General features: G+C 60.6%; 24 protein-coding genes. 11 read left to right on the top strand and 13 right to left on the bottom strand.

Annotation, left to right across the window (positions count from 1 at the left end; translation table 11 throughout):
- Positions 1 to 211: 211 nt before the first annotated feature.
- Together putA and RL_RS35665 are read right to left on the bottom strand one after the other, a co-directional pair.
- On the bottom strand, positions 212 to 3,919 hold the full coding sequence (putA, locus tag RL_RS35670) for a trifunctional transcriptional regulator/proline dehydrogenase/L-glutamate gamma-semialdehyde dehydrogenase (protein WP_041937015.1): 3,708 nt from the start codon (positions 3,917 to 3,919) through the stop codon (positions 212 to 214).
- Between the two features lie 27 nt (positions 3,920 to 3,946).
- Positions 3,947 to 4,153, bottom strand: a complete 207-nt coding sequence (locus RL_RS35665) for a hypothetical protein (protein ID WP_028743890.1) — start codon at positions 4,151 to 4,153, stop codon at positions 3,947 to 3,949.
- Positions 4,154 to 4,303: 150 nt separating this feature from the next.
- Here RL_RS35665 and RL_RS35660 point away from each other — a divergent pair, with 150 nt between their 5' ends.
- Entirely contained in the window at positions 4,304 to 4,798 is a 495-nt protein-coding gene (locus RL_RS35660) for an Lrp/AsnC family transcriptional regulator (RefSeq protein WP_011649313.1), read from the top strand.
- Positions 4,799 to 5,015: 217 nt separating this feature from the next.
- On the opposite strand, the gene RL_RS35655 is transcribed toward RL_RS35660, so the two are convergent.
- A complete protein-coding gene (locus RL_RS35655) occupies positions 5,016 to 5,396 on the bottom strand; it encodes a winged helix-turn-helix transcriptional regulator (RefSeq protein WP_011649312.1) in 381 nt (126 codons plus the stop codon).
- 158 nt (positions 5,397 to 5,554) lie between these two features.
- Here RL_RS35655 and RL_RS35650 point away from each other — a divergent pair, with 158 nt between their 5' ends.
- The gene (locus RL_RS35650) at positions 5,555 to 5,947 is read left to right on the top strand and encodes a DoxX family protein (RefSeq protein ID WP_011649311.1); all 393 of its coding nucleotides are present in this window, start codon (positions 5,555 to 5,557) and stop codon (positions 5,945 to 5,947) included.
- 69 nt (positions 5,948 to 6,016) lie between these two features.
- The gene (locus tag RL_RS35645) at positions 6,017 to 6,733 is read left to right on the top strand and encodes an SDR family NAD(P)-dependent oxidoreductase (protein WP_041937014.1); all 717 of its coding nucleotides are present in this window, start codon (positions 6,017 to 6,019) and stop codon (positions 6,731 to 6,733) included.
- 56 nt (positions 6,734 to 6,789) lie between these two features.
- On the opposite strand, the gene RL_RS35640 is transcribed toward RL_RS35645, so the two are convergent.
- Entirely contained in the window at positions 6,790 to 7,686 is an 897-nt protein-coding gene (locus RL_RS35640; protein ID WP_011649309.1) for a LysR family transcriptional regulator, read from the bottom strand.
- A 94-nt stretch (positions 7,687 to 7,780) separates the two neighbouring features.
- On the opposite strand from RL_RS35640, the gene RL_RS35635 reads away from it, so the two are divergent.
- Genes RL_RS35635 through RL_RS35625 form a run of 3 tightly spaced genes read left to right on the top strand, consistent with a single transcriptional unit; the run spans position 7,781 to position 10,232 of the window.
- Positions 7,781 to 8,968: an MFS transporter gene (locus RL_RS35635; protein ID WP_011649308.1), complete on the top strand. Its 1,188-nt coding sequence runs from the start codon at positions 7,781 to 7,783 to the stop codon at positions 8,966 to 8,968.
- A gap of 33 nt (positions 8,969 to 9,001) precedes the next feature.
- The gene (locus RL_RS35630; protein WP_011649307.1) at positions 9,002 to 9,748 is read left to right on the top strand and encodes an SDR family oxidoreductase; all 747 of its coding nucleotides are present in this window, start codon (positions 9,002 to 9,004) and stop codon (positions 9,746 to 9,748) included.
- A 13-nt stretch (positions 9,749 to 9,761) separates the two neighbouring features.
- Positions 9,762 to 10,232 (top strand): cyclophilin-like fold protein, encoded by a 471-nt coding sequence (locus tag RL_RS35625; RefSeq protein WP_011649306.1) that lies wholly within the window; start codon positions 9,762 to 9,764, stop codon positions 10,230 to 10,232.
- Between the two features lie 132 nt (positions 10,233 to 10,364).
- On the opposite strand, the gene RL_RS35620 is transcribed toward RL_RS35625, so the two are convergent.
- Complete coding sequence (locus tag RL_RS35620) at positions 10,365 to 11,261, bottom strand: LysR family transcriptional regulator (protein WP_011649305.1); 897 nt, start codon at positions 11,259 to 11,261, stop codon at positions 10,365 to 10,367.
- Between the two features lie 129 nt (positions 11,262 to 11,390).
- Here RL_RS35620 and RL_RS35615 point away from each other — a divergent pair, with 129 nt between their 5' ends.
- Complete coding sequence (locus RL_RS35615) at positions 11,391 to 12,248, top strand: NmrA family NAD(P)-binding protein (protein WP_011649304.1); 858 nt, start codon at positions 11,391 to 11,393, stop codon at positions 12,246 to 12,248.
- Positions 12,249 to 12,373: 125 nt separating this feature from the next.
- On the opposite strand, the gene RL_RS35610 is transcribed toward RL_RS35615, so the two are convergent.
- Entirely contained in the window at positions 12,374 to 13,411 is a 1,038-nt protein-coding gene (locus RL_RS35610; protein WP_011649303.1) for a class I SAM-dependent methyltransferase, read from the bottom strand.
- Positions 13,412 to 13,591: 180 nt separating this feature from the next.
- On the opposite strand from RL_RS35610, the gene RL_RS35605 reads away from it, so the two are divergent.
- Complete coding sequence (locus tag RL_RS35605) at positions 13,592 to 15,589, top strand: putative bifunctional diguanylate cyclase/phosphodiesterase (RefSeq protein ID WP_011649302.1); 1,998 nt, start codon at positions 13,592 to 13,594, stop codon at positions 15,587 to 15,589.
- A 298-nt stretch (positions 15,590 to 15,887) separates the two neighbouring features.
- Positions 15,888 to 17,540, top strand: coding sequence for an acyltransferase (locus tag RL_RS35600; RefSeq protein ID WP_011649301.1), 1,653 nt, complete (start codon positions 15,888 to 15,890; stop codon positions 17,538 to 17,540).
- Positions 17,541 to 17,551: 11 nt separating this feature from the next.
- On the opposite strand, the gene RL_RS35595 is transcribed toward RL_RS35600, so the two are convergent.
- Positions 17,552 to 18,439 (bottom strand): LysR substrate-binding domain-containing protein, encoded by an 888-nt coding sequence (locus RL_RS35595; protein WP_032993479.1) that lies wholly within the window; start codon positions 18,437 to 18,439, stop codon positions 17,552 to 17,554.
- Between the two features lie 111 nt (positions 18,440 to 18,550).
- Between RL_RS35595 and RL_RS35590 the strand changes: the two genes are divergently transcribed.
- Both RL_RS35590 and RL_RS35585 read left to right on the top strand, forming a co-directional pair.
- A complete protein-coding gene (locus RL_RS35590) occupies positions 18,551 to 19,804 on the top strand; it encodes an aromatic ring-hydroxylating oxygenase subunit alpha (RefSeq protein ID WP_011649299.1) in 1,254 nt (417 codons plus the stop codon).
- A gap of 10 nt (positions 19,805 to 19,814) precedes the next feature.
- The gene (locus RL_RS35585) at positions 19,815 to 20,885 is read left to right on the top strand and encodes an FAD-binding oxidoreductase (protein ID WP_011649298.1); all 1,071 of its coding nucleotides are present in this window, start codon (positions 19,815 to 19,817) and stop codon (positions 20,883 to 20,885) included.
- 46 nt (positions 20,886 to 20,931) lie between these two features.
- On the opposite strand, the gene RL_RS35580 is transcribed toward RL_RS35585, so the two are convergent.
- The 6 genes from RL_RS35580 to RL_RS35555 are packed head-to-tail and all read right to left on the bottom strand — an operon-like array spanning position 20,932 to position 26,758.
- Complete coding sequence (locus RL_RS35580) at positions 20,932 to 21,942, bottom strand: GlxA family transcriptional regulator (protein WP_011649297.1); 1,011 nt, start codon at positions 21,940 to 21,942, stop codon at positions 20,932 to 20,934.
- A 55-nt stretch (positions 21,943 to 21,997) separates the two neighbouring features.
- Positions 21,998 to 22,996, bottom strand: coding sequence for a 4-hydroxyproline epimerase (locus tag RL_RS35575; RefSeq protein WP_011649296.1), 999 nt, complete (start codon positions 22,994 to 22,996; stop codon positions 21,998 to 22,000).
- Positions 22,997 to 23,012: 16 nt separating this feature from the next.
- Positions 23,013 to 23,864: an ABC transporter permease gene (locus RL_RS35570; RefSeq protein WP_011649295.1), complete on the bottom strand. Its 852-nt coding sequence runs from the start codon at positions 23,862 to 23,864 to the stop codon at positions 23,013 to 23,015.
- Positions 23,861 to 24,709, bottom strand: a complete 849-nt coding sequence (locus RL_RS35565) for an ABC transporter permease (RefSeq protein ID WP_011649294.1) — start codon at positions 24,707 to 24,709, stop codon at positions 23,861 to 23,863. The genes RL_RS35570 and RL_RS35565 overlap by 4 nt, the downstream gene beginning before the upstream one ends.
- 5 nt (positions 24,710 to 24,714) lie before the next feature.
- The gene (locus tag RL_RS35560) at positions 24,715 to 25,860 is read right to left on the bottom strand and encodes a quaternary amine ABC transporter ATP-binding protein (RefSeq protein ID WP_032993476.1); all 1,146 of its coding nucleotides are present in this window, start codon (positions 25,858 to 25,860) and stop codon (positions 24,715 to 24,717) included.
- A 46-nt stretch (positions 25,861 to 25,906) separates the two neighbouring features.
- The gene (locus RL_RS35555) at positions 25,907 to 26,758 is read right to left on the bottom strand and encodes a glycine betaine ABC transporter substrate-binding protein (protein WP_003562208.1); all 852 of its coding nucleotides are present in this window, start codon (positions 26,756 to 26,758) and stop codon (positions 25,907 to 25,909) included.
- Positions 26,759 to 26,781 lie beyond the last annotated feature (23 nt).

Genomic DNA, 26,781 nt, shown 5'->3' with positions numbered 1-26,781 from the left:
GGAAAGACTTGTTCGAGCAAGTACATGAAGGCGGCGAGGTTTCCCGAAACTGCCTTTCCAATCGTCGTTCCTCACGCCGGCAATACCGTGTCGCCAGCGGATCGCCGCCCGACGCCGTATAGGCCGAGGAAGCGAGATTGAATTCCGGGAAGAGGGCCTCTTTTCCGTCTAGAGTTTCGGGGGCGCATTTTCTGCGCCCTCGTCCTGTTACTCAGCCGATGGCCATCAGGCTTGCATTGCCGCCGGCAGCCGCGGTGTTGATCGACGTCGACACCTCCTCCAGCAACCAGTTGAGGCAATAGGCTTCGGGATCGCTCGCCAGTTCCTCGCTCGTCGCGGCCTGGACCAGCAGCAGCGGACCGGGCAGGTGAGCAATCTTCTGATTGACGGCGAGAACCCTGTCGCGATCCCCTTCGACGAGCGCGCCGGAGAACGGCCCGTCCTTTTCCCAATCCGAGGTCCAGGAGATCCGGCCGGCGACAGCCGCCGGAAGGTCTGCCAGGACTGACTTCGATAGGGAACCCGCGTCCACGACGATGTGGTTGCCGGTCGAAAGGGCTGCGGCAATCTGGCGATGAAGCCCGCCTTCGGTCTGCGGCACGAGGAGAATACGACCGCGGGGATGGAGCGCGTAGAGATTGAGCTCGCCCACCGGACCGGTGAGTTCGCGTTCGAGCCCGAGCGCCGAGCGGCTCGCATATCCACGCGCCACTTCCCCCTCGCCCGACAGGCCCTTCTTGTCGAGCCAGACGATGTAGTCACGAAGGGCGAGGTCCGTATGGACGGAATCCTGCTGCGGCGGCACGGGCGCACGCTGCACCAGCCGGCCGATATAGAGCGGACCGCCGGCCTTCGGACCGGTTCCCGACAGGCCGCGGCCGCCGAACGGCTGCACGCCGACGACGGCGCCGATGATGTTCCGGTTGACGTAAAGGTTTCCGGCCTTGATGCGGCTGGTCACATGCGCGATCGTCTCATCAAGCCGGGTGTGAAGCCCGAATGTGAGACCATAACCCGATGCGTTGATGTCGTCGATCAGACGGTCGAGCCCGTTTCGCTTGAAGCGGACGACATGCAGAACCGGTCCGAAGATCTCCTTCGTCAGGTCCGACAGGGACTTGATTTCGATGATTGTGGGCGGAACGAAGGTTCCCGCCGCGGCACTTTCGGGCAGCGGCAGCTGATCCACCTTGCGGCCCAAGCCGCGCATATGCTCGATATGCTGGTCGATCTCCGCCTTTGCGCTGTCGTTGATGACCGGGCCGACATCGATGCTCAGGCGATCGGTACGGCCGATCGTCAGCTCGCGGAAGGCGCCCTTCAGCATGGCGAGAGTCCTGTCGGCGACATCGTCCTGAACGCAGAGAACCCTGAGCGCCGAGCAGCGCTGACCGGCGCTGTCGAAAGCTGACGCGATGACGTCGGCCACCACCTGCTCGGCCAAAGCCGAGGAGTCGACGATCATGCCGTTCTGGCCGCCGGTTTCGGCAATCAGCGGAATCGGCTTGCCGCTCACCGACAGCCGTTCCGCCAGCTGCGCCTGGATCATGCGGGCAACTTCGGTCGACCCGGTAAACATAACGCCTGCCGTTTCCTCCGCCCCGACCATACCGGCGCCGAGACGGCCGCTGCCGGGGACGAACTGCAGGGCACCGACAGGCACGCCCGCCTCGTGAAGGATCTTGACGCTCTCCGAAGCGATAATCGGCGTGACGCCGGCAGGTTTGGCAAGCACGGGATTGCCGGCCACCAAGGCTGCGGCGACCTGTCCGGTGAAAATCGCCAGCGGAAAATTCCACGGGCTGATGCAGACGATCGGGCCGAGGGGCGCATGCGAGGGGCCCAGCGTCTTGCGCGCCTGTTCGGCGTAGTAGCGCAGGAAGTCGATGGCCTCACGCACCTCGCCGACGGCATTGGCCGCGGATTTGCCGGCCTCGCGCATGACAATGCCCATCAGCACCTTGATGCGGGCCTGCATGATATCGGCCGCCCGCTCCAGGCAGGCGGCACGCTCGGCCGGCGGCACGGCCGCCCATTGCGGCGCATGCTCCGCAGCCATGCGAACGATACGCGCTGCCTCCTCGACCTTCACTTCGGTCACCGTGCCGACGACATCCCGGTGATCGGCAGGATTGAGAACATCGCGCGTCACCCCATCCGTAGAGCCGTCGGCAAGGAGGGGAAGCGCATGCCACGGGGCAGCAGCCGTGGAGATGAGCGCATCAGCCAAATCCGAAAGGGTGGCCTCGTTCGAGAGATCGAGACCATCGGAATTGGCCCGGGCATTGCCGTAAAGTGCCCGCGGCGAGGCGATCTGCGCGTGCGGCGCGCCAACGACAGGCATGGCTGCGACGATTTCGGCGGGATCGGCGATCAGCGCCTCGACCGAGACATTCGGATCGGAGATGCGGTGCACGAAGGAGGAATTGGCGCCATTTTCCAGAAGACGCCGAACCAGATAGGCGAGCAGCGTCTCATGCGTTCCCACAGGCGCATAAATCCGGCAGGGCCGGTCCAGCTTTTCCTTTCCGACAACCTCGTCGTAGAGAGGTTCGCCCATGCCATGCAGGCATTGGAACTCGTATTTGCCGACGGTGAAATCAGGGCCCGCCAGACGATAGATCGTGGCGAGCGTCTGCGCATTATGGGTGGCAAATTGCGGGAAGACCGCATCCGGAGCATCGAGCAGCTTGCGCGCGCAGGCGACGTAGGCGACGTCGGTGAAGATCTTGCGGGTATAGACCGGATAGTCGTCGAGACCGTCAAGCTGGGCACGCTTGATCTCCGCATCCCAATAAGCGCCCTTGACGAGACGGACCATGACCCGGCGCCCGGAGCGGCGTGCGAGATCGATGATGTAGTCGAGGACGAAGGGGCAGCGCTTGCCATAGGCCTGCACGACGAAGCCCAGCCCGTTCCATCCGGCAAGATCAGGGGCAAAGCAAAGCTCCTCGAGGAGATCGAGCGAAAGCTCCAGCCGATCGGCCTCCTCCGCGTCAATATTGAGGCCGATATCATAGGTCTTGGCGAGAACGGCCAGCGCCTTGACCTTCGGCAGCAGCTCGCTCATCACCCGGCCGGCCTGCGACCTCACGTAACGGGGATGCAGGGCCGAAAGCTTGATCGATATGCCCGGGCCGTCATAGATGCCGCGCCCGTCCGACGCCTTGCCGATGGCGTGGATCGCCTTTTCGTAATCCCGGTAATAACGCTCGGCATCAGCGCCCGTCGTCGCTGCCTCGCCCAGCATGTCGTAGGAATAGCGGAAGCCGCGCGCTTCCAGCGGCCGGGCGCGTTTCAGCGCCTCTGCGATCGTTTCGCCGGTGACGAACTGCTCGCCCATCATGCGCATCGCCATATCGACGCCGCGACGGATGACCGGCTCGCCGGCGCGCGCAATCAGCCGCGTCAGCGCTGCCGACAGGCTTCGGTCGTTGACCGTCGAGGTGAGCTTGCCGGTGACGACGAGGCCCCAGGTGGCGGCATTGACGAACATGGATTTTCCGCCGCCGATATGGGAGGTCCAGTTACCCTCGGCGATCTTGTCGCGGATCAGCGCGTCCCGGGTTTCGGTATCGGGAATGCGCAGCAGCGCTTCGGCGAGGCACATGAGCGCCACGCCTTCCTGGCTGGAAAGCGAATATTCCTGCACCAGCCCTTCGACACCGGTCCCCTTGTGCTTGGCGCGCAACGCCTCGATCAGGCTGCGGGCCGTGCTGCGAATGTCATAGCGTTTTGCTTCGGAGACGCGCGCTGCGGCAACGAGCGGCGGCAGGCATTCGGTTTCCGGCCGGCGATAGGCTGCCGTGATGGCCTGGCGAAGTTCGGATTGCGGCCGGATCGGTGGGGCAAAGGCCGAGAATGGCGCGCCGTCGGTCGGATCGTTGGAGGGGGCGGGGTCCATCGCTGCGTTCAACATGAAGGTACCTATCAATCGATATCTGGTTTAACGGATGAACGAGATGCCGGGCTCGTCGTCCCACTGCGCATCGTCCGTGCAAGCTGGGCCGGAATATTCCGTCTCTCGCAGCGGGCGCGCCTCCGGTCTGTCGCGCTTGAGGGTGAGCGCCGCGGCCACGGCCCTGATCGCCAGCGGCCGGTAGTGCGCGAGCAAATCCGGCGCGCGATCGTCATCCGTTTCTTTGTTATGCATGAATGATCCCCGTGTTGAGCGCGGCGCCGATACCGATTTCAGCACTCTTCTGCCCGGCGGATAATCTATCATAATCACAAATCGCAATCTCACTTGATTTCAACAGTTTCCAGGCTGTATGAACTTATTAATCCGCCCGCGAGAGTTCAAATGGCTACTGAAACCGACATCTTTAGTGAATTGGACCAGTTCGACAGAAAGATCCTCACCGCACTCACCGAGGACGGCAGGCTGTCGATCACCGATCTGGCCGCGCGTGTCGGATTGTCCAAGACGCCGTGCCAGATCCGCTTCAAAAGGTTGATCAGCGAAGGATATATCGAAGGCTTCAAGGCCGTCCTCAATCCGTCGAAAATGCAGCTCGACCATATTGCTTTCGTCGAGGTGAAGCTTTCCGATACCCGCGAGGACGCGCTGAAAAGCTTCAACGATGCCATCAAGAAGATCAGCGAAGTCGAAGAGTGCCATATGATCGCCGGCAGGTTCGACTATCTCCTGAAGATCCGCACGCGCGATATCGGCCGCTACCGCCGCGTCCTCGGCGAGCGCATCTCGACGCTGCCCCACGTTGCCAGCACATCGACGAATGTCGCGATGGAAACGGTCAAGGAAGGCTGGGACAAGTCCGGTTCGAGTTTTTCGTGAATGTGATCCGTGGGAGGCTATGACGAGCTGCCGGTGAGTTGCTGGAGAGAATCCAACACGCGCGCCGACCGAAGCTGCGCATAATCGGTCCAATTTGCCGCCGGGCGAACTGCGATAGCTGTCATCGGCTGACGCGCCAATGTGATCATTCCGATCATTCGCATGAAGCGATAGCTAAAGCGGTTGCGGCAGGGATAGCAATCGACCCACAGGCAGCTCAGCCATCTCTCGCTTTCCGACCGCGTGTGCTCGGTTTCACTGGCACACTCTTTCCGTACTCATTCCACCATGCCGTCAAGGCTTCCATGGTGGGACCGAGGCCCCGCGCTTTTTGCGTGATCTCATATTCGACGCGCGGAGGAACCTCCGCAAAGATGGTGCGGGACACGAGTCCGTCTGCTTCGAGCTCGCGGAGTTGCGCCGTCAGCATGTGTTGGGTGATGCCGGGAATAGCCTTTCTCAGTTCGCCAAACCGGTGGATCCGCTGATGGAGCAGCCACATGATTTCCAGCTTCCATTTGCCGGAGAGCAACGCGAATGCGCGGCGCATCTCCTCATGCATATTGATTTCGCCATCGGCCATAGTCTGGTTTTCCATACTAGCTGCAAGTAATTCATCCTACTTGCAAAGATAGACCTTAGACGACATTTTCCGTCCGTGCATCAAGGGCGCAGTAAAAGGAGCGCCTCTCACATAGAAACCGACAGACTCGACGAGAGGAATGTTGCTGCGTGAGCAGCGACAGGGATGAGCTTATGCTTGAATTTTACGGATACTGGATCAGCACGGCACTTCTATCCGTGCTCTACCTCGCTTCAGCCTACATGTATGCCACAAAGAAACAGTGGGTTCGTGAGGCGCTGACGGAACTCGGATACAGCGCCAACAACCTCGTTCCGTTCATGGTCATTGTTAAGATCCTCGGCCCGCTCGCGATCCTTTCGCGCGTCAGCGTCCCGCTCAGCGATCTCGCCTATGCGGGCATCTTCTTTCACCTGCTGCTATCGGGCCTCGCGCATATCGGCGTTCGAAAACCTGTCGGCGCCCTGCCAGCGGCGATCGGCCTGGCGCTGCTGATCGCCTCGTTCATCACGCAGAACGACGTTCGCGACGTCCCCTCCCCTTACGTCCAGGCCGCCGTCCTCTGACGCCTCGACGATTCCCAAGCCTTATCAAATGGAGATACACATGGATCGACTCAATGGAAGGTTGCCGTCATCACTGGCGCAAGCCGCGGCATTGGCCGCGCCACCGCAAAGCTGTTTGCGGCCGAAGGCGCGAAGGTCGCAGTTCTTTCGCTGACATCCGAAGGCGTCGAACGCGTTGTCGCGGATATCGCCGAAGCCGGCGGCACCGCGCTCGGCGTCGTCTGCGACGTCGGTGAAGCCGATCAGATCACGGCCGCGGTGGACAAGGTTGTCGCAAAATACGGCCGCATCGACATTCTCGTGAACAATGCTTTCGATGGTTCTGCGGTCTTGTCTTCAGTCATCGACCTTTCGGTCGAGCAGCTGCAACGGAACTTCGACACCGGGCCGATCGCATATCTACGCTTCATGCAGGCTTGCTATCCTCATCTGAGAGAAGGCGGAGAAGGGCGGATCATCAACTTCGGGTCGATGGCCGGCACGATTGGATTGGCCGGGTACGGCCCGTACAACATGGCCAAGGAGGCGGTGCGCGCGCTCACTCGCACGGCGGCACGCGAATGGGGTGCCGACAAGATCACCGTGAACAACGTTCTGCCGGTAGCGGACACTTGGGGCGCAGCAGAAAAGGAGGTTCCTCCACCGATGAGCGCACTTGCTCGTTTCGGCTCGCCGGAAGACGACATCGCCCCGGTGGTGCTGTTCCTGGCCAGCAAGGATTCCCAATTCATTACGGGATACAGCCTTACCCCCGACGGTGGCGCCATCATCGACAGCGCCCGGTAATTGTCGATGAACAAGAGGCGCGACGGGTTGCGCTGCTTCGCACGGCCTGTTTTCCGCTACCGATACCGGTAGCGGAAAGCTTCAACGAAGGCGGAGAAAGCAGGGGATGGATGGCGCCGGCTGGGGTAATAGAGATGATAGCCTTGGAATGTTGGCGCCCAGTCCGCCAGCACTTCGTGCAGTTGACCGCTGTCACAATATTGCCTGATCAGATCCCTCGGCACATAAGACAGCCCCGCCCCATCGAGAGCGGCATTGATCGCCGGCCCTATGTTGCTCATCACGAGCTGGCCTTCCACCCGTACGCTGAACTCGCGGCCATCCTTTTCAAACTCCCAGGCATAGAGAGCGCCTGACGTCGGAAGACGCAGGTTGACGCAATTGTGGTCCGTCAAGTCATGCGGGGTCGAAGGCACAGTGCGGGCCGCAAAATAATCGGTTGATCCGACCACAGCGTAAGAGATATCGGGTCCAATGCGAACGGCCACCATGTCGCGCGCAATCGCTTCGCCGAGCCGCACGCCGGCATCGAATTGGCGCTCGACGATATTTGTAAAACCGTTGTCGACGATGAGTTCCACGGTGATATCGGGGTAATCCCGTAAAAATGCCGGCAGCCTCGAACGGAAGACCAGCTCGACGGCATCATCGGGACATACGAGGCGGACTGTGCCCGAAGGCTTGTCGCGCAGCGCGCCGAGGGCACTGATCCCGGCGGCGATGCTCTCGAAATGCGGCTGAATACTTTCCATGAGCCGGGCACCGGCCGCCGTGGGAGCCACGTCACGCGTCGTGCGGGAGAGAAGCCGGACGCCAAGCCGGGCTTCGAGCGCGCTGATCGTATGGCTCAGCGCCGAGCGCGTGACTCCCAGTTTCGATGCAGCGCGGGTGAAACTCCGCTCCTGAGCCACCTCCAGAAACGCACGCATTTCCGTGAACTCGTCGCGCCGCATTGTTGAATCTCCTTCATCACGACGTTCAGATTATAGCTTCTAGTCGCGCAAAACCAGTCCGGCTATCTATCGGGCAGCGGACAGGAGCACATGCATGACCGTCGAATTGACATTGAATGAGACCTCACTGACGGACGACACGGCGACCTCGTGGTCTGCTGTGACCTGTCTCTCGCTTCTCACGTTCCTTCTGGTGGGATTGGAATTTCTTCCTGTGAGCCTTCTGACCCCGATCGCCAGGGACCTCTCTGTGTCAGAGGGGCAAGCCGGATTGGCGATCACCGTATCGGGAGTCTTTGCGGTCATCACCAGCCTTTTCGGCAATGCCTTCCTGGCGAGGATCGACCGGAAGTCTGTCGTCCTGCTTTATACGGCGGTTCTTGTCGCATCGAGCCTGGCGGTTGCCCTCGCACCCAACTTCCCTGTCTTTCTCGTCGGGCGGTCCCTGGTCGGCGTTTCGATCGGCGGCTTCTGGTCGCTGTCGACGGCTATTCTGGCACGCCTGGCTTCAGACCGTGACCTGCCCAAGGCCATTGCGCTTCTTCAAGGCGGCACCGCATTCGCCCTCGTCCTTGCCGCGCCGCTCGGGAGTTTTCTGGGCGGGTTGATCGGATGGCGGGGCACATTCTTCATTACGGTGCCGATCGGAATAGCAGCGCTCGTCTGGCAACTGGTGGTCCTGCCGAGGATGCCGGCGACATCCACCGCGTCGGTGGCCAGAATATTCGGGCTGCTGCGCAATCGCACATTCGCGATAGGAATGGCGGCGACCGGTCTCGCCTTCATCGGCCAGAACGCTCTGTCTATTTATCTTCGCCCGTTCCTCGAAGGCGTCACGGGACTGGAATTGAATGTTCTGTCCATGGTGCTTCTCGGCCTTGGCGTCGGCGGACTGGCTGGAACCTCCGTCATTGGCTTCATCCCCCGGCGCCACCTCCTCCTGGTTCTCGTGGGACTGCCGGCTGCTCTTGCGGTCCTTGCCCTGCTGCTGATCGCTCTCGGGCCGTTCGCGGCGGTTACGGCATCCCTGCTCGTCATGTGGGGATTTTTCTCGACGCCGCTTCCGGTCGCCTGGAATACCTGGATGGCCGCTATCGTTCCTGGTGAGTTGGAAGCGGCAGGTGGACTGCAAGTGGCGTTGATCCAATTGGCCATTGCAGGCGGTGCTTTCGCTGGCGGCATGCTCTTCGACACCGCGGGATGGTGGAGCACCTTCCTTCTGGCCGCCTGCCTTCTCGCCGGTTCGGCTGTCCTCGCCGCGCTCGCCAGTCGCCTTTCCTGAACCTTCAGAAACCTCAAAACAGGAGATCATCACATGTCCCAAGGAATTGAAAACAAAGTGGTCGTCATCACCGGGGCAAGCAGCGGGCTTGGCGAAGCCACCGCCCGTCACCTTGCCGAGCGCGGCGCGTCCGTCGTCCTCGGCGCGCGGCGTAGCGAGCGCATCGCTGCGTTGGCTGAGGAACTGTCCGCCAAGGGCTATAGAGCCAAGGCAGTCCAAACCGACGTGATGGATCAACATCAAGTCAAGACGCTCGTCGACACGGCCGTCAAGGCGTTCGGTCGCATCGACGTGATGCTGAACAATGCCGGCCTGATGCCACTTGCGCCGCTCGAACGGCTCAAAGTTGACGAGTGGGATCGCATGATCGACGTGAACATCAAAGGGGTGCTCTACGGCATCGCAGCAGCGCTTCCGCACATGAAGGCGCAGAAGTCGGGGCACATCATCAACGTGTCCTCCGTCTACGGTCATGTGGTCGATCCGGGTGCCACCGTCTATTGCGCGACGAAATTCGCCGTGCGCGCCCTCTCGGAAGGGCTGCGGAAGGAAGTGAAGCCGTACAATATCCGCACCACGATCATTTCACCCGGCGCAGTGAGTACCGAACTCCTCGAACACATCAGCGAAAAGGACATCCAGGCGGGCACCAAGGAGTTCGTCAGCAAGATCGCCATCAGCGCGGACACGTTCGCCCGAACGGTCGCCTTCGCGGTGAACGAACCAGACGATGTCGACATCAACGAAATCCTGTTCCGGCCGACGGCTCAACCTGTCTGACGGAAGGCGCGCCATGTCGATGACATCCAAGTTCATGAGCCGTCGCGCGGTGCTGGGCGGAACCTTGGCGGCCGCCGCTCTCCCTCTCGTGGCGCAAGGGCAGGACGAGCGCGGCCCGGCAAGTCCCGAGGCTACAGGCGTCAGGATCAGGATAGGCTTCAACAATCTAACCCTGACCGCGACACTCTCCAACAATCCGACGGCGCGCGATCTCGTTTCCATCCTGCCCCTGAACCTTAAGATCGAGGACTACGGCAGGAACGAAAAGATCGTCCATCTGCCGCGCAAGCTGACCGAAGAAGGCAGCGGTGCTTTCGGAAACGAGCAGCCGGGCGACCTTTGCTACTTCAAACCGTGGGGTAATCTGGCCCTGTTCCATGCGGATTATCGCTGGGACGGGCTGATCCGGCTCGGCCGCTTCGACGATGGCTTCGAGCCGTTGCTGGTGCGCGGCGAGTATCCGGTCCGCATAGAACGCATATGACAAGGGCCTTATGGCCGGAGATAGCAATTCGCCTTCCGCCCAAGCATGAAAGAACCCCATAGACGATACTTCCAGAACCAGAAAGCCGCGGCCGGCTTAAGCCAGCAGAGGCGCTCGACGGGGCGCCTCCGTCTATTCGATGATCTCGACGCAGAAATCTATAAAGGCCCTGACCTTAGCCGGAACATGCTGACGCGAGGGATAGAAGGCGTAGAGCGGGAATGTCTCGTCCGACCAGTCGGGAAAGAGGTTCACGAGCTGCCCATTGTTCAGATAATCCGCCATCCCGAGTGAGAAGACTTGCGCGATGCCTATCCCCGCAAGGCAGGTCGCCAAGGTCGTGCCGGCATCGTTGACTAAAATGCGGCTGCGGGTCTCGATCGAGACGACCTCTTCACGCCGCCGAAGCTCCCATTCGAAAGGCCTTGCAGTCAGCGGGTCCTGGAACTGGATACAGGTATGCTCACTCAAATCCTGTGGACGGCCCGGCCGACCATGTCGCTCGATATAAACGGGAGCCGCAATCGTGATCACGCGCGTCTGCATCAACAGGCGCGAAATAAGCGACCGTTGTGCAGGCTCGCCAAAGCGCACAGCGACGTCCATGCCATCAGCAACAAGATCGCCGATCTCGTTGCGGGTGATGACCTCGATCTGGATATCCGGGTAACGGTCGAGGAAGGCGCCGAGCCGCGGGCCGAGCACAAGGCGTGAGAAATATGGGTCGACATTGACTCGCAGTCGGCCACGCACCGCCTGTCTGGCGCCAACAGCTGTCTGCGCAGCCTCTTCGATGCCGCTCAAGAGTGGGGCCACCTGTTGGTAGAACCGCGCGCCGTCATCGGTGAGCCGCATCGTGCGTGTTGTCCGGTCGAGCAGCCGCAGACCGATCCGCCCCTCCAGTCGGGAAATGGCGCGGCTGACACCCGAGGCCGATAGTCCCATTAGCTCCGCCGCCCGCGCGAAACTTCCGCTCTCGATAACGGCGGCCAGTACGCTCACGCCATTCAATAATCGTCCGTCAAACATCGGGCATCCGTGATTTTTAGTCACCAATCATGTGACAGAAGCGCGCTTCAGTCAAATGCTGCCAAAGGACATGATCAGCATAACAAACCGCCAACCTGCTGGCGGTGCAGGAAGCAAAGGAGTCTAACCATGTTTGTGATCACCGGAGTAACAGGCCAAGTCGGAGGCATTGTCGCCGCGCGTCTGCTGAAGGCGGGGGTGCCGATACGCGCCGTCGCGCGCAATGCGGAGAAAGCAGCGGAATGGAAGGAAAAAGGCGCGGAACTGGCCTTGGCCGAGATGACCGACGCCGATGCGCTCACCAAGGCTTTCGCCGGCGCCGACGGCGTCTTTCTGCTGATCCCGCCGACCTTCGATCCGACCCCTGGCTTTATGGAAGTGCGCGCTGTCATTGCGGCCCTGAAGACCGCGCTTCTTTCGTCTCGTCCCGCCAAGGTCGTTTGCCTCTCCACCATCGGCGCGCAGGCCAGAGAACCGAACCTCTTGAGCCAGCTTGGTCTCGTCGAACAGACGTTATCTGCCTTGCCAATGCCAATCGCCTTTCTGCGTGCCGGCTGGTTCATGGAGAACACGGCCTGGGATATCGCGCCGGCGCGCGAGACCTGTGTCTTCTCGAGTTTCCTGCAGCCGCTCGATCAGCCCTATCCAATGGTTTCTGTCCTCGACGTCGCAGCCAAGGCGGCAGAACTGCTGCAGCACGAGTGGGTGGGCAAACAGGTCGTCGAGTTGATGGGGCCAGAGGGCGTCACGCCCAACGATATCGCCGCTGTCCTATCATCCATCCTCGGCAAACCCGTCCGGGCGGAGCCGGTCGCCCGCGACACCTGGGAGCAGATTTTCACCGATCAGGGCATGCAGAACCCCCTCCCGCGGATGCGTATGATCGATGGCTTCAACGAAGGCTGGATCCGGTTCGAGGGCGAGCCGGTGAAGGGCACGACCACACTGGACACAGCCATGGGCCGTCTCATTTGTCCCGGCCGATAAACAGCTCAAAGGCCGTGGCGGAGAGCAGCCACGCCCTTTCTCATGCAGCCTCTGACAGGGTCGCCCCCGGATTTTGAACTAACGGACTACCCAAAGACTACCGGATCGGACGGCAGACGTGCGGCCTACTCCGGTTTTTGAATTTCACAGTAGACAATGCTGCGGTTTGAGCCGGGCCAAACAGACACCTTCACATCCGCCCCGGTCACGCTTTCACTGGCGATCAAGCCCATCTCTCGTTCTGACCGCAACAGCAACGCCCAGTTCATAAAGGTCTCCATATAGCCATCGACGTCCGTCTCCGGGGAGAAGTTGGCGAAGAGGAATGTGCCGCCAGGCTTCAGCATGCTGACGCACTTCCTGGCCAGCCTGACGGCTACCGCGTCCGGCAAATAGTCGTAGAGACCCGCGGCATAGACGAAATCGAACATTCCCAGCGCATGCCTTCCACCGAGCAGGGATTTGACCGACCCGTTCACCGCCTCGACGGACGTGCCGGCGAAATCGCGGGCGACGGTTCCAACGCTTATCGGGTCTTGATCCAAAGCCACCCAGCGTCTGATCGTCCCGGCGCTGAGAGCGCGCGACAACGGCCCCTCGCGAAGATGCCCGGCAGCAATGGCGAGGACTTCGGCGGAACCAGGCCGGGCCGAAGCGATTTCGTCAACGCGGCGAGCCAGAATGTCTCGACGCTCCCTTACCGCGACGGATGACGAAGCATTTCGAGTGTAGGCGTAGATCGAACGTCCCAAGTTGCTCGATGACAAGACGGCGTCCTCGATTTCAGGTCGGCCGTATATGAAGTCGAGAAGGCGTGCGTCGCCAGAATAGCCGCGCGGTTTTTCAAACGACCAGCGGGTCAATGGATCTTGATGAAGATAGTGAGCAACGGGATGGGATTGCGCGATCGGAACGATGACGTCCCACACCTCCGGATGAAAGCGCCGCCGTATCTGGTGCAAGGCCTCGGCAAGACGCTCGATGATCGCATTGGGCTCGACGCCGGACTTGAACTGACGGATCGACACGTCAAGGCTGAGGGCGAGCTCGGCTCTGGCAACGATCAGGTGGCCGGGATCTGGGGCGGCAACCCTCCTTGCCACCCGACGAATTTCGCCGGGCGCAACAAGACTTTCACCGTCCAAGACCAGGCTTTGTGCCATTTCGAGATCCCCTTGATATAGCGTTAAGCATAATCAACCTCGAAATAGGATGCGACTAGAATCCACACGGGATAAGGGTAATTCTACTCTTGCGGGTCAGATGCTACCCCTCTAACAAAGCTAAGCAATAAGACAAACCGGTTGCAGATTGCCGAACGCGATTTTGGAGGGCGCCGAAGTATGGCTTACTTTTCAACATACTTTAGATGGCTGTCAGGCCAGCGTCGTTGCATGATCGCGGCTTGCACTAATGTCCAGAGTGACGAATCTACCGCCAGCTTTTCATTCGCCGAGGCCCTCAAATCTCTGAAAACTGAAAATGATGCTGTCCGGAGGCGGAGCTCACGGCAAGGTCTTTGGATGGCGGTTGCCGTTTATGTGGCCTTTGCACTTCCCGACCGATGGCTGATCCCCGATGTTGCCCCTGTGACGATCGCCGCGCGATTCGCCGTTGCAACGATCGCGCTGTTGGCGTTCGAAATCCTGCGACTGGCAAATGCGAAAACCGTTTGGCTCGACATCACATGCGCCGCAGCACTGCTCGTGGGCTATGTAGGCTGGCTTTATCCGGCGATTGCCACCCGCGACGTCACCGCCATGTCATACTACATGATATTCGGCGCCATCTTCATGATGGGCGCCAACCTGTTTTTCAGTTTCCCGTTCCGGCTTTCGGTGATCACCTCGGGCCTCGTTCTATGCGCATTTTTCATTACGATCGTGGAATTTTTTCCTTCAAGCCAAACCTACAAGCTTGCCTTCGGGATGTTCTACATTTCGTGCTTTACCTTCACGTCTTTCGTCAATTGGCGATTGAACGTGGAGCGTCGAAACGTGTTGTTGAACGCGGCGGAGGCTCGCCACCAGCACTGGGAGGCGTCCGAGCGTGGAAGGTCACTGCTCGAGCTTTCACATACTGACTACCTGACGGGCATAAGCAACAGGCGCGCCCTGGATCGGCGGCTAGACGAATGCTGGGCCGCCTGGAAAGACGAACGCCGCGACTTCTCCGTGTTCCTCATCGATGTCGACTTTTTCAAGCGCTTCAATGATCGCTACGGACATCAGGAAGGAGACCGATGTCTGACTGTCATCGCCAATGCGCTGAAGGCGGTTGTAGAGTCGTCCGATGGCATGATCGGCAGGTATGGTGGCGAGGAGTTTATCGTGGTCATGCCGGCTGCCCTCCCCAAGGTCGCGATGACTCTCGCCGAGAAGATTAGAATGGAAGTCGAGTCTCTTGCGATTGCTCACGACGAGCGACCAGATGATATGTCGACCGTGACCGTCAGCATCGGTGTCGCCTTCACCCGCGAGAAAGTTGGAGAGAAAGTTGAACGAATAGTCCGTGAAGCCGACCTCGCTCTCTACAATGCCAAAGCAAGTGGCCGAAACTGCATTCGTAGTTTTGATCCGCTGTTGCCTCGCCCCGACGACCATGCTGGTAAGCTCGTCCCGCTGCTGGCGGCCGCCATCGATCGCAAACTGGTCTCGCTCGTGTACCAACCGATCTTCGACGTGACGAACGGGAAAGCAAGAGCTGTCGAGGCTTTGATGCGCCTCAGGATGCCGGACGGCACGGCGGTTTCGCCGAAGACATTCATTCCGGTTGCAGAACGAAGTGGCGCTATCCTCGAACTGGGCAGATGGGCGATCGAGACGGCATGCCGTGATATACTGATGACCGATCGCATGGCGACCGTCAGCGTCAACGTGTCACCGATACAACTGCGTTCCCCCGGCTTTGCTGCCAGTGTCGCTGATATCCTTGCTCGGTGCGGGGTCTGCGGGTCGCGACTGGCCTTGGAAGTCACCGAGGGCCTGGACATGGACATGCAGTCGGAGGTGCTTAAATGCATTGCCGATCTGCGGGCACTCGGCGTCGAGATCTGGCTTGACGACTTCGGCTGCGGCTTCGCGGGCCTGTCGTGGCTGAGGGCAATCGAGTTTCAGACGGTCAAGGTCGATAGAACCTTCCTCCACGACTGCTCGAACCCACGCGGTCTGATGATGCTTCAGGACATGATTGCTCTCATCCGCAATCGTGGGAATACGATCCTGGTGGAAGGCGTCGAAACTGCAGCACAGTTTTCCCTTCTCAAGGATCTTCGCATCGACCGCGTCCAGGGCTTTCATATGGGAATGCCGGTTAGCGCTGAACTTCTGAGCGCGGCATAACTCGCCTCAAGGTTTCCAGATGGCCCAGCGTTGCCGATGATCGGTGGCACATGACGTCTCTGCAAATCGCGAACCCGGACGCCACGGCCGCACGGCAAAGCGCTACGAGCGCTTGCGATCGCATCGGTCGCCGGGAGGCCGGACCCGATCAAAGCAATTGGAACCATTTCAACGAGGGCTGCGCCGCCATTGCCGGAAGTCTTGCTTTTGGACGGATCAGGCCTTCTGATGCAGCGAGGCAATTGATCGCTGAAGGCAGACGATTATTCGGCGGTTGAACCCGGGAATGAGGAGCAGAATGGATCACGTCAATAGCCCGCAATCGTCAGTGAGCGAAGAGAAGGAAGCGCGCAGGCTTCAATACCTGACGTGGGAACACATTGCGTCTGACCTCCGTCATCCCACTCACCTCGCCCGAAAGACGGAACTCAGACGATCATGCGGTGCGGAGCTGGCCGAGACGTCCTACATCGCCGAGAATGCCGCAATCTTCACCGAAAGCCTAACGATGGGCGAGCGGTCGTGGATCGCCGGGCACGCGCTCGTTCGCGGCCATGTGATCCTCGGCGACGATTGCACCATCAATCCCTATGCCTGTGTTTCCGGCACGGTGACGTGCGGCAATGGCGTGCGGATTGCTTCGCATGCCTCGATCGTCGGCTTCAATCATGGCTTCGGCGATCCGACCGTTCCTATACACCGACAGGGTGTCGTCAGCATCGGCATCGTGATCGGCGACGATGTCTGGATCGGCGCCAATTGCGTGATCCTCGATGGCGCAACAATTGGAAACGGCGCGGTGATCGCCGCCGGAGCTGTGGTCACGGGAGATATTCCCGCCATGTCGATTGCCGGTGGCGTACCCGCCCGGGTGCTGCGAAGCCGAGGCTCGACGCCCCGGAAAGCCGGCACTGGCGACATCGAAGATCAATTGGTGAGGCTCGGCCAGAAAGCGAAAGACCAGTGGCCGGACATCCTGGCACGCTGGAAAACGCAAGGATCCTATGAATCGCTGGGAGCGGACGGCATCCGCAGACCGGCGATCCGGCATCTCTGCGATGCAATCGAGATCGCTGCCGGCTTCGGCCACCTGCCGCCCGATCTCGATGCGGCGGAGACAGTCGAGCGTCTCCAAGGTCTTCAGGACCGAGAGACCGGCCTTTTCCCGGAAGAGCATGCGCGCATGCATGGCAAGGCGCTGAGGGATGATTCAAAGGCGCTCTATAACGTCCTTGCGGTTGGCTATGCGCTTGAACTGCTTGGTTCCGGTCCACGCCAACTGGTCCATGCGGTCGAGTTCGGAGCCGGGGAGCTGGATGAATGGCTGAGCGCCCTGCCCTGGTCGACCCGTGCATGGCACGCCGGAAGCGTGGTCGATGCGATCGGAACCGCCATGTACTTCAATGCTAGGTATTTCGGCATCAGGCGTTCACGGCAGGCGCTCTTCGAGTGGCTGGGCCGCAACGCCAACAGCGTTTCAGGACTGTGGGGTGAACCGACCGCGGCGGAAGGATGGCTTCAACCGGTGAACGGCTTTTATCGCCTGACTCGCGGCACCTACGCCCAGTTCGGCGTGGCACTTCCCCACCCGCACGCCTCACTCGAAACGGTTCATCTCAACTATCGCAACCACAAGGGCTTCGTTGCTGCAAAATACAATGCGTGCAACCTGCTCGATACGATTCATCCTCTGCTGCTGATTGCCCGGCAGACCGACTACAGGCGGACCGACGGGGAGGCGATCGCCCGCAAGGTCATCTCAAGGGCGCTGGATAGATGGCGGGATGGCGAAGGATTCCCGTTTGCCGATGGTGGTGAACCGAGCTTGCAGGGAACGGAAATGTGGCTTTCCGTCATTCACCTGGCGGCCGATTTCCTGGGACTGGCAGATTGCTTCGCCTTCGTCCCTAAAGGCGTTCACCGAACGGCAACCGTGGGGCTGGGTTTGTGACTACGCTTCGATCACCCGTGCAATGATGCCGTCAGCCAGGCGGCGGCAAGGTCGCGTGCGTTGCTTCGCTTGGCTTTGACGGGCACGATCACGTTGTAACGATCCTCCGCGGCAAGCTCGCCGCCGTCGACCTGCACCAGGGTTCCATCCTCCAGAAAGGTGCCCACCAGCATACGCCATCCCAATGCAATCCCTTGCCCTGCGCGCGCGGCTGCGATGGTTTCGGTGTAGTGGTTGAACCGAAGCGACGGCTTTACCTCGAGGTTGGCGCCGGTGAGCGAAAACCACTGCGCCCAGCTATACCAGGAACGATCGAGAACGTCCGTTTCGATGAATTCGTCGGCGGAGCCGAGCGCGCCATCTCCGCGACGCCTGAGATAGTCGGGAGAGCAGACGGGGCAGATGACGTCGCCGTGCGAGGCGATGACGGTGCTATCGCTGAAGGGGGGCAAACCATATCGAACTGCCACATCGACTTCTCCATCGTCGAGAGCGATCGGGCTGTCCTGGGATATCACCCGCACCAGGATGCCCGGGTTCGCCCGGCGGAATTCGGCCAGCCGCGGCAGCAGCCAGAAGGAAGAGAATGCAACGGTCGCCCCTATGGTCAACACGTCCTGGCTGCGCGACTGGAGCGCTTCCACGCTCTCGGCAATATCGGCAAAGCTCTTGGCCAGCGTGGCTCCGAGGTTGATGCATGCCGCCGTCGGCTCGATCGCTCGATGCTTGCGCACGAATAAGGGCTGGCCGAACTCCTCCTCCAGCAATGCAATCTGCCTGCTGACCGCCGCCTGGGTGACACCCAATTCGGTCGCAGCCGTGGTGAAGCTCTTCTTTCTGAGCACCGCCTCCAGGGTCACCAGTGCCGTCAGCGACGGGATCCGTCTTCTAAAGTGCATCACAGAACTCCCCATCGCATGACAATAACTTATGCGAACCTGATTTTTTATGCCGTTGAAACAACGGCACTGCAAGGGCAATCTCGGGAAACTCTCGCATAAGAGGTTCTGATGCTAAACAAGCTCCCATCTTCCATTTCCGCCCTTCTCGACGCTCGTGCCAACGGTCACTCTTTGCCGGCGGGCCTTTACGTCAGGGAAGACGTGTTCGAAGCAGACATCGACGTCTTCTTCCACAATCACTGGATCTGCGTCGGTCTCGATTGCGATGTTCCCGAACCCGGTGATGCCACGGTGATCGATATCGGCAAGACGAGCCTGATCCTTCTGCGTGACGACGACGGAGAAATTCGCGTCCTGCACAATGTCTGCCGCCATCGCGGCTCCCGCCTTCTCGATCCGGGCAAGACGATCGTCTCAAAACTCGTCTGTCCCTATCACACCTGGACATATGAACTGACGGGTGAACTCAGGTACGCGCCTCACATGGGCAAGGACTTCGACAAGGAGTGTCGGAGCCTCAAGCCCGTCACTTTCAAATCGATCGGCGGACTGATTTATGTCTGTCTCTCCGACAATCCGCCCGAGGACATCGCTATCCTCGAACAGGCCATGACCGAGCGCCTCGCCCCCTACGACATCCGGAACGCAAAGGTTGCCTTCCAAACGGATGTCATCGAGGATGGCAACTGGAAGCTCACGATGGAAAACAATCGCGAATGCTACCATTGCTCCGCCAACCATCCGGAGCTCTGCGTCTCCTTCGTCGATCTCGACTTCGGCTTCGACCCCGAGACGCTGAGCCCGGAGGATCGCGAACAGGCCGAGGAGCATTTCAGGCTGTATGAAGAGCGGACGAACGCGTGGGAGTCTGACGGCTTCCCCTCGGCGGCCGTCGAGCAGCTCGCCGACTGCGCCACCAATTTCCGCACCCAGCGGCTGATCATCGCAGGCGCCGGCGAATCCCAGACTCACGACGCCACCGCCGCATCCTCCAAGCTTCTTGGGCACATGACCCGCAAGGATCTCGGCGACACGCATCTTTGGGGCCACAACAGCTGGAACCACTTCATGGGCGACCATGCCGTGGTGGCAACCGTCATCCCGCTCTCGGCGGGCAAGACGCTGGTCAGAACCAAGTGGCTGGTCCACAAGGACGCCGTCGAAGGCGTGGATTACGATCTCGACAAACTGACGGATGTCTGGGTCGCGACTACCGACCAGGACGCCGATCTCGTGGCGCGCTCCCATGCAGGCACTCTCGACCCGGCCTATCAGCCCGGCCCCTACTCCCGCTTTTCCGAGACGAACCTCGACAAGTTTGCCAGCTGGTACATCGATCGGATGCGCGCCCATGGATACTAGGAGCCCGCAGATGCCTGCAGCCAGGGCCGCCCTCGACGACGTCTGGAACCCTGAAGACGACGACGCGCTCGTCTGCCTCGACGTCCAGCAGGAGACCCACGACGTAAAGACGTTCACCTTTGCCTCCCGTGAAGGCAAGCGGTTCGCGTTCAAGGCCGGGCAGTACTTTCTGTTCGACCTGGAACGTGATGGAGATGCTGAAAACAGGTGCTACAGCATCTCCTCCTCGCCGCATCGGACGAACGCTTTCTCCGTGACGGTGAAGCGCGTTCCCGGCGGAAAGATCTCCAACTGGCTTCATGACACTCTAGTTCCCGGCGCGACCGTCAAGGCGAACGGGCCGCTCGGCCACTTCGTCAGGCCCGAGACGTCGGGACGCAAGCTTCTGCTTTTGTCCGGTGGCTCCGGCATTACCCCCGTCATGTCCATTCTGCGGGAACTCGCCGACAGTTGCGAACCTGCCGACGTCGTCTTCATGCACGCGGGACGGACGCCTCAGGATCTGATCTTTCGCGACGAACTGGCCTGCATCGCCCGCAGGCTGAAAGGCCTTCGCCTCCATTTCCTCCCGGAGACCGTGGCCGGCGAGCCGTCCTGGCCCGGTCTGACCGGTCGCATTTCGAAAGACTACATGCGGCTTGCGGTTCCCGATATCGCCGAGCGAACCGTGATGTGCTGCGGCCCCGCCCCGTTCATGGCCGCCGCGCGCAGCATTGCCGCCGAACTCGGTGTGCCCGGCTCGAATTACCTGGAGGAAAGCTTCGACGCAGCAGTCGTCGACGAAGCCGAAATCCCCGCGGTTCAGGAGGCAGCTGCCAAGGTCTTTCAGGTCACTTTCTCGAAGCAGGCGCGCAGCATCGACGTCTCCGGCGACCAGAGCGTGCTCTCATGCGCGAAGAAGTCAGGCGTCAGGATCCCGTCGTCCTGCGCGAATGGCGTCTGCGGCACCTGCAAGTCGAAACTTACGTCAGGCACGGTCGACATGAACCACAATGGCGGAATTCGTCAGCGGGAAATCGACGCCGGCTTCTTCCTGCCCTGTTGCTCCAAGCCGCTCAGCGATCTGGTCATCGAGCGCTGAACGCCGGCATAACAGGGACTTACTTAAATGTTGCGAGATTGCGGGCTCAGTGCGCTCTCGAAGCGGCACGATGCTGCGATGGCGTTTGCCCGAATGTGCGCTTGAACGTTCGCGTGAACTGCGAGGCGTTTTCAAAGCCGACATCCAGCGCGATCTCAATCAACGGCGCCTTCGACTGGGCAAGGATCGATTTCGCCCGCTCCATGCGAACACGATTATAGGCCTTGGCAGGAGACATCCCCGTCTTGTCGATGAAAATCCTCTCCAGTTGGCGCCGTGACAGGCCAACCGTGGCGGCAAGCTTCTGTATAGACATGCTGCCATCGACGAACTGTTCCATCGTAATCATTGCCGCCTTGACGCGGGCGTCGTCATAGTCGTCGTAGAGCGGACGCCGGGGCTGTATGTCCGCTGAAGTCCGGGCCTTTTCGATCTGAAGCACCTCCAGCGCGTTTCGTTCGGCGTCGCGGCTGATACATTTCCTGACCAGCAATGCCGCCATGTCGGCGGAACTGCTGCCGCCTGCGCAGGATCCGCGCTGGCGATCGAGATTGAAGAGCCGGTCGGAACGAACGCTGAGGTCAGGAAACCGCTCCCGAAACTCCTTGTAATGCAGCCAGCTCACACAGCATTCGTGCCGGTTCATCAGGCCTGCCGCAGCAAGAATGAACGACCCCGTGCACACGCCGATCAGCGGCACCTTCTTGGCGTCCGCCTGCTTGAGAAAAGCGATGGTCTCCTGGTCGACAGGGTTCTCCACCGTCAGAAGGCCGCCGACGACCACGATGTAATCGAACTTCGACGGATCGACGAAATCGGACGTCGGAGCGACCTGGACACCGCAACTCGCGGTGATCAGGTGCCGCGTGCTGCCAATCACCTGCCAGTCGGCAAGGACCCTTCCGGAACGATCCTGCTCGTCGCTGGCAAGCCGCAGTGTGTCCACGAAGAGCGCGAAAGCGGACAGCGTGAACGATCGCGCCAGAACGAAGCCTACCTTGAGCCGACCAGCCGACTTCGCGGCGTCATCTGCCCGTCGATGCTGCTCGGGTCGCATAGTCATCTCCTTGCCGCCTCTTACCGCGCCGCCCGTCTTTTCAGACGAAACGCGCTCATCGGATCTGAAAGCCATGCGCTAGCGGATCCCGATCGTCAACGAAAATGGTGTTGTGCCCGATGACGCGTGCCCAGCCTCCGATGCTTGGAAGAATACCGCTATAAGGCCCAATGCGTGCCTCGGCTTCGACCCGGCCCTCGAAGACGGTTCCGATCAGGCTTTCATGCCGGAATCTCGACCCGACGGTAAGCCGTCCCTTCCCATAGAGCTGGGCCATGCGGGCGGAAGTGCCGGTGCCGCCCGGCGAGCGATCGATGGCCTTCTCGCCATAGAAGACCGCGCAACGCCCATCCGAAGTGTCGTTGACGGGGAGATCACACCAGATGGCATGATGCACGCCGCGGATCCTGGCGTCGTCGGGATGAATGGGATCGCAGATATCGGCAAGCGCTGACCTGAGCTTCTGGCTGCAACCGACGATGTCGGATGCGGTCATGCCGTCGAGCCCGCTCCAGTTTTCCTGAGGTTCGATGACTGCATAATAGTTGCCGCCATATGAGAGGTCGACGCGCAGACGGCCCATTCCCGGCACATCGACCTCGACATCAGCCTCATGAAGATAGCTCGCAACATTGTGGAGACGAACGGTTTCGACATATCCGCCCTTCTCCTCATAAGTGACGTCGACCCTTCCTGCAGGCGTCTCGATGGCAACCCGGCCGGGCTCCCGCGGCTTGACGAGCCCCTCCTCGATCGCGGCGGTCACGGTGCCGATGGTGCCGGCGCCGCACATCGGCAGACAGCCACTCACTTCGATGAAAAGCACGGCGAAATCGCAATCCTCCCGATAGGCCGGATAGATGATCGCGCCTGACATGATGTCGTGCCCCCTTGGCTCGAACATCAGCGCCTGGCGTACCCAGTCATGGTCCCGGACAAAAATCTCCCGTCGCTCGCTGATCGGCGCATGCAGAAGCAGCGGACCGCCTCCGGCGACGAGCCGGACGGGATTGCCGCAGGTATGCGCATCGATACAGAAGAAGCTGTTTCTCATCTTTTCATGTCCTTGCTCATCCTGCCTTCCGTGGCCTGTCGCGGTCGAGCAGGCCGCGGGACAGTCGGTCGAGCAGGAGGGCGACTGCAACGATCGCCAGGCCCGCCCGCAGGCCAAGCCCCATCTCCATGCGCGTCAGGCCGCGCGTCACCTCCGCGCCGAGACCGCCGGCGCCGACGAGCCCGGCCAATACGACCATCGCCAGCGACAGAAGGATGCACTGGTTGAGCCCAACCAGGAGCGTCTGCCTGGCCAAGGGGATCTCGATCTTCCAAAGCACCGAACGAGGCGGCGCGCCGATGGCGCTGCCGAGTTCCACGAATTCTCTCGGCACCTGGTTGAACGCCAGCGTGGTCAGGCGGAGCATCGGCGGAATACCATAAACGATGGTGGCGATGATTGCCGGCACGCGTCCAAGGCTGAAGATCATCACCGCAGGAATGAGATAGACCCACGGCGGCACGGTCTGCATCACATCGAGAACCGGGCGAACCATTGCCTCCAATGTCTTGTGGCGCGAGCACAGGACGCCGATCGGGAAGGCGATGAGCACGGAGATCAGAACCGCGACAGTGACCAGGGAGAGGGTCTGCATCGATGCCGTCCACAGCCCCATGAGGAGACAGAACCCCAGGCAAAGCCCCGCAAGGATCGCGGCGCGCAGACCGACGGCGACGAATGCCAGGACGACGACCATCGCGATAAGCCCATAGGGCGGCACAAAGAGGAGGAGCGCCTCGAATCCGGAAAGGACTGCTTCGATCAGATAGCTGATCGCCGCAAACAGCGGATGCAGGTTGGTGTTGAGCCAATCGACTGACGGCGCCAGGAAAGCGCCGGGCGAAAACTGCAGGATGGATGGGTTCATGACTTCCTCCCCGTTCCCAAGCGAGCTGCACTCTGGGTTATCCGGTCAAGCACCATCGTCAGTACCACGATGGCGATCGCTCCATTGATAGAGGTCGCGATGTCGAGCGTTCTGATCGCGCCATAGATCGTCTCGCCGAGCCCGCCGGAGCCGACGATGCCGGCGATGACGACCATGCCGAAGGCCATCATCAGGCTCTGGTTTATGCCTGCCATGATGCTCGGCAGCGCAAAGGGAAGGCGGATCTTGAAGAACATCTTCGCCGGCGTCATCCCGAGCGCCTCTCCGAGTTCGATGAACTCCTTGGGCGTCATCCGGATACCGAGAGAGGTCAGGCGGATCGCCGGCGGCACGGCGACGATCACCGTCGCGATCAGTGCCGTCGCCGGTCCGTAGCCGAGCAGGGCGATCGCTGGCAGCAGGTAGATGTATGGCGGAAGCGTCTGGATAAGATCCAGGCCGGGCTCCATGAACCGATCGAGGGCGGGCAAGAAACCGGCGGCAATCCCGATCGGGATCCCGATCGCCAGGGCGAGTGCGGTTGCGGTCAATACCAGCGCCAGGGTGCTCATCGTCTCCGGCCAGAGCCCCATGGAAAAACAAAGCGCCAGTGCTGCGCCGCTCAGCAGAGCGAACCAGACATTGACCAGCCGCCAGCCGATGAGCGCCACGATCAGCGCGACCAGGTAGAAAGGCGGAAGCTGCAGGAGCCAGAGGATCCCGTCATAGAGCCCTTCGAGAAGCTGCCTGATGGAATCGAAAAGGAATTCGCCGTTGTCGCTCACCCACTCGAGCGCCGAGTCCGTCCATTCATCAAAAAGATCGGTGAAGCCTGAACTATCCATGTCAATCAGCTCCAGTTGTGGGACGCCGCCGTGAGATCGTGGGTGGAGGTTCCCTTGACGCCCATCAGCAGGCTGCGTGGTGTCACCACGCCGACGATCTGATCATTGTCCACGACGGCGATGGCATCGCGCTCCGACTGCATCGTCAATGTGATGAGTTCGTCGATATCGGCGTCCGGCGTCGTGCGCGCCAGCGAGGCGATGTCGGAATTCGGCGCGCTCTGCTGGAATTCGGCGACGCTGCGCATGACGGAATGCGCCTTGATCAGATGAAGGCGGGATATGCCGGCGACGAATTCGGCGACATAGGCATCCGCCGGGTTGAGGATGATCTCCTCTGCCGTGCCGGTCTGGATAATGACGCCGTCCTTCATGATCGCAATGCGATCGCCGATCCGGATCGCCTCGTCGAGATCATGGGTGATGAAGACCGCGGATTTGCCCAAGGCCTTTGTCAGCTGCCGGAATTCGTCCTGAAGCTGACGCCGGATGAGTGGATCGAGAGCGCTGAACGGCTCGTCCATCAGAATGATCTCGGGGTCGGAAGAAAGCGCGCGGGCCAGCCCGACGCGTTGCTGCATACCGCCGGAAAGCTCGTTCGGATATCGATTCACCCAGTCGGCGAGGCCGACCTTCTCGAGCGCTGCAACGGCGATCTTGTTTCGCTCCGGCTTGGCAATTCCCTGAACCTCGAGGCCGAAGGCCGCATTTTCCAGGACTGTCCGATGCGGCAACAGAGCGACGCTTTGAAACACCATGCCGATGTTCCTGGCGCGCATCTGCCGGAGATCGACCGGCGACAGGTCGGCGAGGTCGCGTCCCTTGACGAGGACCTTGCCGGAGCTTGGCGTGATCAGCTTGTTGAGAAGGCGGATGAGCGTCGATTTTCCGCTTCCCGACAAGCCCATGATGCAGAAGATTTCGCCGCGCCGGACCTCAATGCTCGCGTCGGACACGCCGACGACGCAGTTGAACTCCTTCAGGACCTCTTTTTTGCCGAGGCCGCGCTCTTTGATCGACTTCATTGCCGCAGCGGACTTGTCACCGAAGACTTTCCAAAGGGATTGGCAGTCGATCAGGACGTCATTGATATCGGCATTTACGGTTTTCATAGCGATCCCCATTGAGCCATTCAGCGCTGGCTTCTTCATTAGGTTTCAGGGTGGCCGCCCGACGGATCGGACGGCCACGACGCGTTTAGTTCTTCTTGATGTTTTCCCAGCGCTTGATCAGGTCGGCATGCGCGCCGATCCAATCCTGCACGGCTTGGTCCATGGTCTTGCCTTCATTGACTGCGCCGTTGATGGCGGTGATGTCGGCAATCGGCACGTAGACACTGGCCATCACTTCACGCGCATGCGGGTTCTCTGCGGAGAAGCCCTTGTGGCCGATCCAGTAATAGCTCTGCGGCGGCGGGAATACGCCCTTCGGATCCTTGAGGTACTTGACCTCGTACTTCTGGACCATCCAGGACGGCTCCCAGATCGTCACCGCAATCCACTCCTTGCGATCATAGGCGGACTTCAGCGCCGCCGTCATCGCGGCGGTGCTGCCCTCGACGAGCTGGAGCTTGAGGCCATAATCCTTGACCGCGTTCGAAGTATCGCGCATCAGGCCGGCGCCTGGTTCGATACCGATGATCTTGCCGCTGAACTTGTCGGCGTTTTCATTGAGCTGTTCCAGCGAGTCGATCGGGACATATTTAGGAACCGCGACGCCCTGATAGAGGCCGTGCGAAACGGGTGAGATCTTCTCGAGCCGGTTCTTGTTCTTGTCCCAGTAGTCCTGCGCAACATAGTCCGTCTGGGAGGTGAGGACCTGGATGTCACCCTTGGCGAGAGCGGCATAGGCGATGCCCCATTCGGAGAACTCGGTCACCTTGACCGTATAGCCGGCGTCTTCGAGAACCTTCTTGGTGATACCGGTGATGGGCGTCAGGTCCTCCCACGACATCGTGCCCATGGTGATCGTCTTTTCTTCCGCGCGAGCAGGAAGGATGCTGACCCCGATCATCGCAGCAGCGCAGAGCGCCTTCCACAAAGTCTTCATTGTTCTTACTCCTGTTTTTCGTT

This window comes from Rhizobium johnstonii 3841 (assembly GCF_000009265.1).
Taxonomy (GTDB): Bacteria; Pseudomonadota; Alphaproteobacteria; order Rhizobiales; family Rhizobiaceae; genus Rhizobium; species Rhizobium acaciae.
This window is presented reverse-complemented; position numbering and strand designations above follow the sequence as displayed.

Bases quoted from the DNA above. Each gene is read 5' to 3' on its own strand.
- putA (WP_041937015.1), bottom strand. From the start codon at position 3,919: ATGTTGAACGCAGCGATGGACCCCGCCCCCTCCAACGATCCGACCGAC.
- RL_RS35665 (WP_028743890.1), bottom strand. From the start codon at position 4,153: ATGCATAACAAAGAAACGGATGACGATCGCGCGCCGGATTTGCTCGCG.
- RL_RS35660 (WP_011649313.1), top strand. From the start codon at position 4,304: ATGGCTACTGAAACCGACATCTTTAGTGAATTGGACCAGTTCGACAGA.
- RL_RS35655 (WP_011649312.1), bottom strand. From the start codon at position 5,396: ATGGAAAACCAGACTATGGCCGATGGCGAAATCAATATGCATGAGGAG.
- RL_RS35650 (WP_011649311.1), top strand. From the start codon at position 5,555: ATGCTTGAATTTTACGGATACTGGATCAGCACGGCACTTCTATCCGTG.
- RL_RS35640 (WP_011649309.1), bottom strand. From the start codon at position 7,686: ATGCGGCGCGACGAGTTCACGGAAATGCGTGCGTTTCTGGAGGTGGCT.
- RL_RS35635 (WP_011649308.1), top strand. From the start codon at position 7,781: ATGACCGTCGAATTGACATTGAATGAGACCTCACTGACGGACGACACG.
- RL_RS35630 (WP_011649307.1), top strand. From the start codon at position 9,002: ATGTCCCAAGGAATTGAAAACAAAGTGGTCGTCATCACCGGGGCAAGC.
- RL_RS35625 (WP_011649306.1), top strand. From the start codon at position 9,762: ATGTCGATGACATCCAAGTTCATGAGCCGTCGCGCGGTGCTGGGCGGA.
- RL_RS35620 (WP_011649305.1), bottom strand. From the start codon at position 11,261: ATGTTTGACGGACGATTATTGAATGGCGTGAGCGTACTGGCCGCCGTT.
- RL_RS35615 (WP_011649304.1), top strand. From the start codon at position 11,391: ATGTTTGTGATCACCGGAGTAACAGGCCAAGTCGGAGGCATTGTCGCC.
- RL_RS35610 (WP_011649303.1), bottom strand. From the start codon at position 13,411: ATGGCACAAAGCCTGGTCTTGGACGGTGAAAGTCTTGTTGCGCCCGGC.
- RL_RS35605 (WP_011649302.1), top strand. From the start codon at position 13,592: ATGGCTTACTTTTCAACATACTTTAGATGGCTGTCAGGCCAGCGTCGT.
- RL_RS35600 (WP_011649301.1), top strand. From the start codon at position 15,888: ATGGATCACGTCAATAGCCCGCAATCGTCAGTGAGCGAAGAGAAGGAA.
- RL_RS35595 (WP_032993479.1), bottom strand. From the start codon at position 18,439: ATGCACTTTAGAAGACGGATCCCGTCGCTGACGGCACTGGTGACCCTG.
- RL_RS35590 (WP_011649299.1), top strand. From the start codon at position 18,551: ATGCTAAACAAGCTCCCATCTTCCATTTCCGCCCTTCTCGACGCTCGT.
- RL_RS35585 (WP_011649298.1), top strand. From the start codon at position 19,815: ATGCCTGCAGCCAGGGCCGCCCTCGACGACGTCTGGAACCCTGAAGAC.
- RL_RS35580 (WP_011649297.1), bottom strand. From the start codon at position 21,942: ATGCGACCCGAGCAGCATCGACGGGCAGATGACGCCGCGAAGTCGGCT.
- RL_RS35575 (WP_011649296.1), bottom strand. From the start codon at position 22,996: ATGAGAAACAGCTTCTTCTGTATCGATGCGCATACCTGCGGCAATCCC.
- RL_RS35570 (WP_011649295.1), bottom strand. From the start codon at position 23,864: ATGAACCCATCCATCCTGCAGTTTTCGCCCGGCGCTTTCCTGGCGCCG.
- RL_RS35565 (WP_011649294.1), bottom strand. From the start codon at position 24,709: ATGGATAGTTCAGGCTTCACCGATCTTTTTGATGAATGGACGGACTCG.
- RL_RS35560 (WP_032993476.1), bottom strand. From the start codon at position 25,860: ATGAAGAAGCCAGCGCTGAATGGCTCAATGGGGATCGCTATGAAAACC.
- RL_RS35555 (WP_003562208.1), bottom strand. From the start codon at position 26,758: ATGAAGACTTTGTGGAAGGCGCTCTGCGCTGCTGCGATGATCGGGGTC.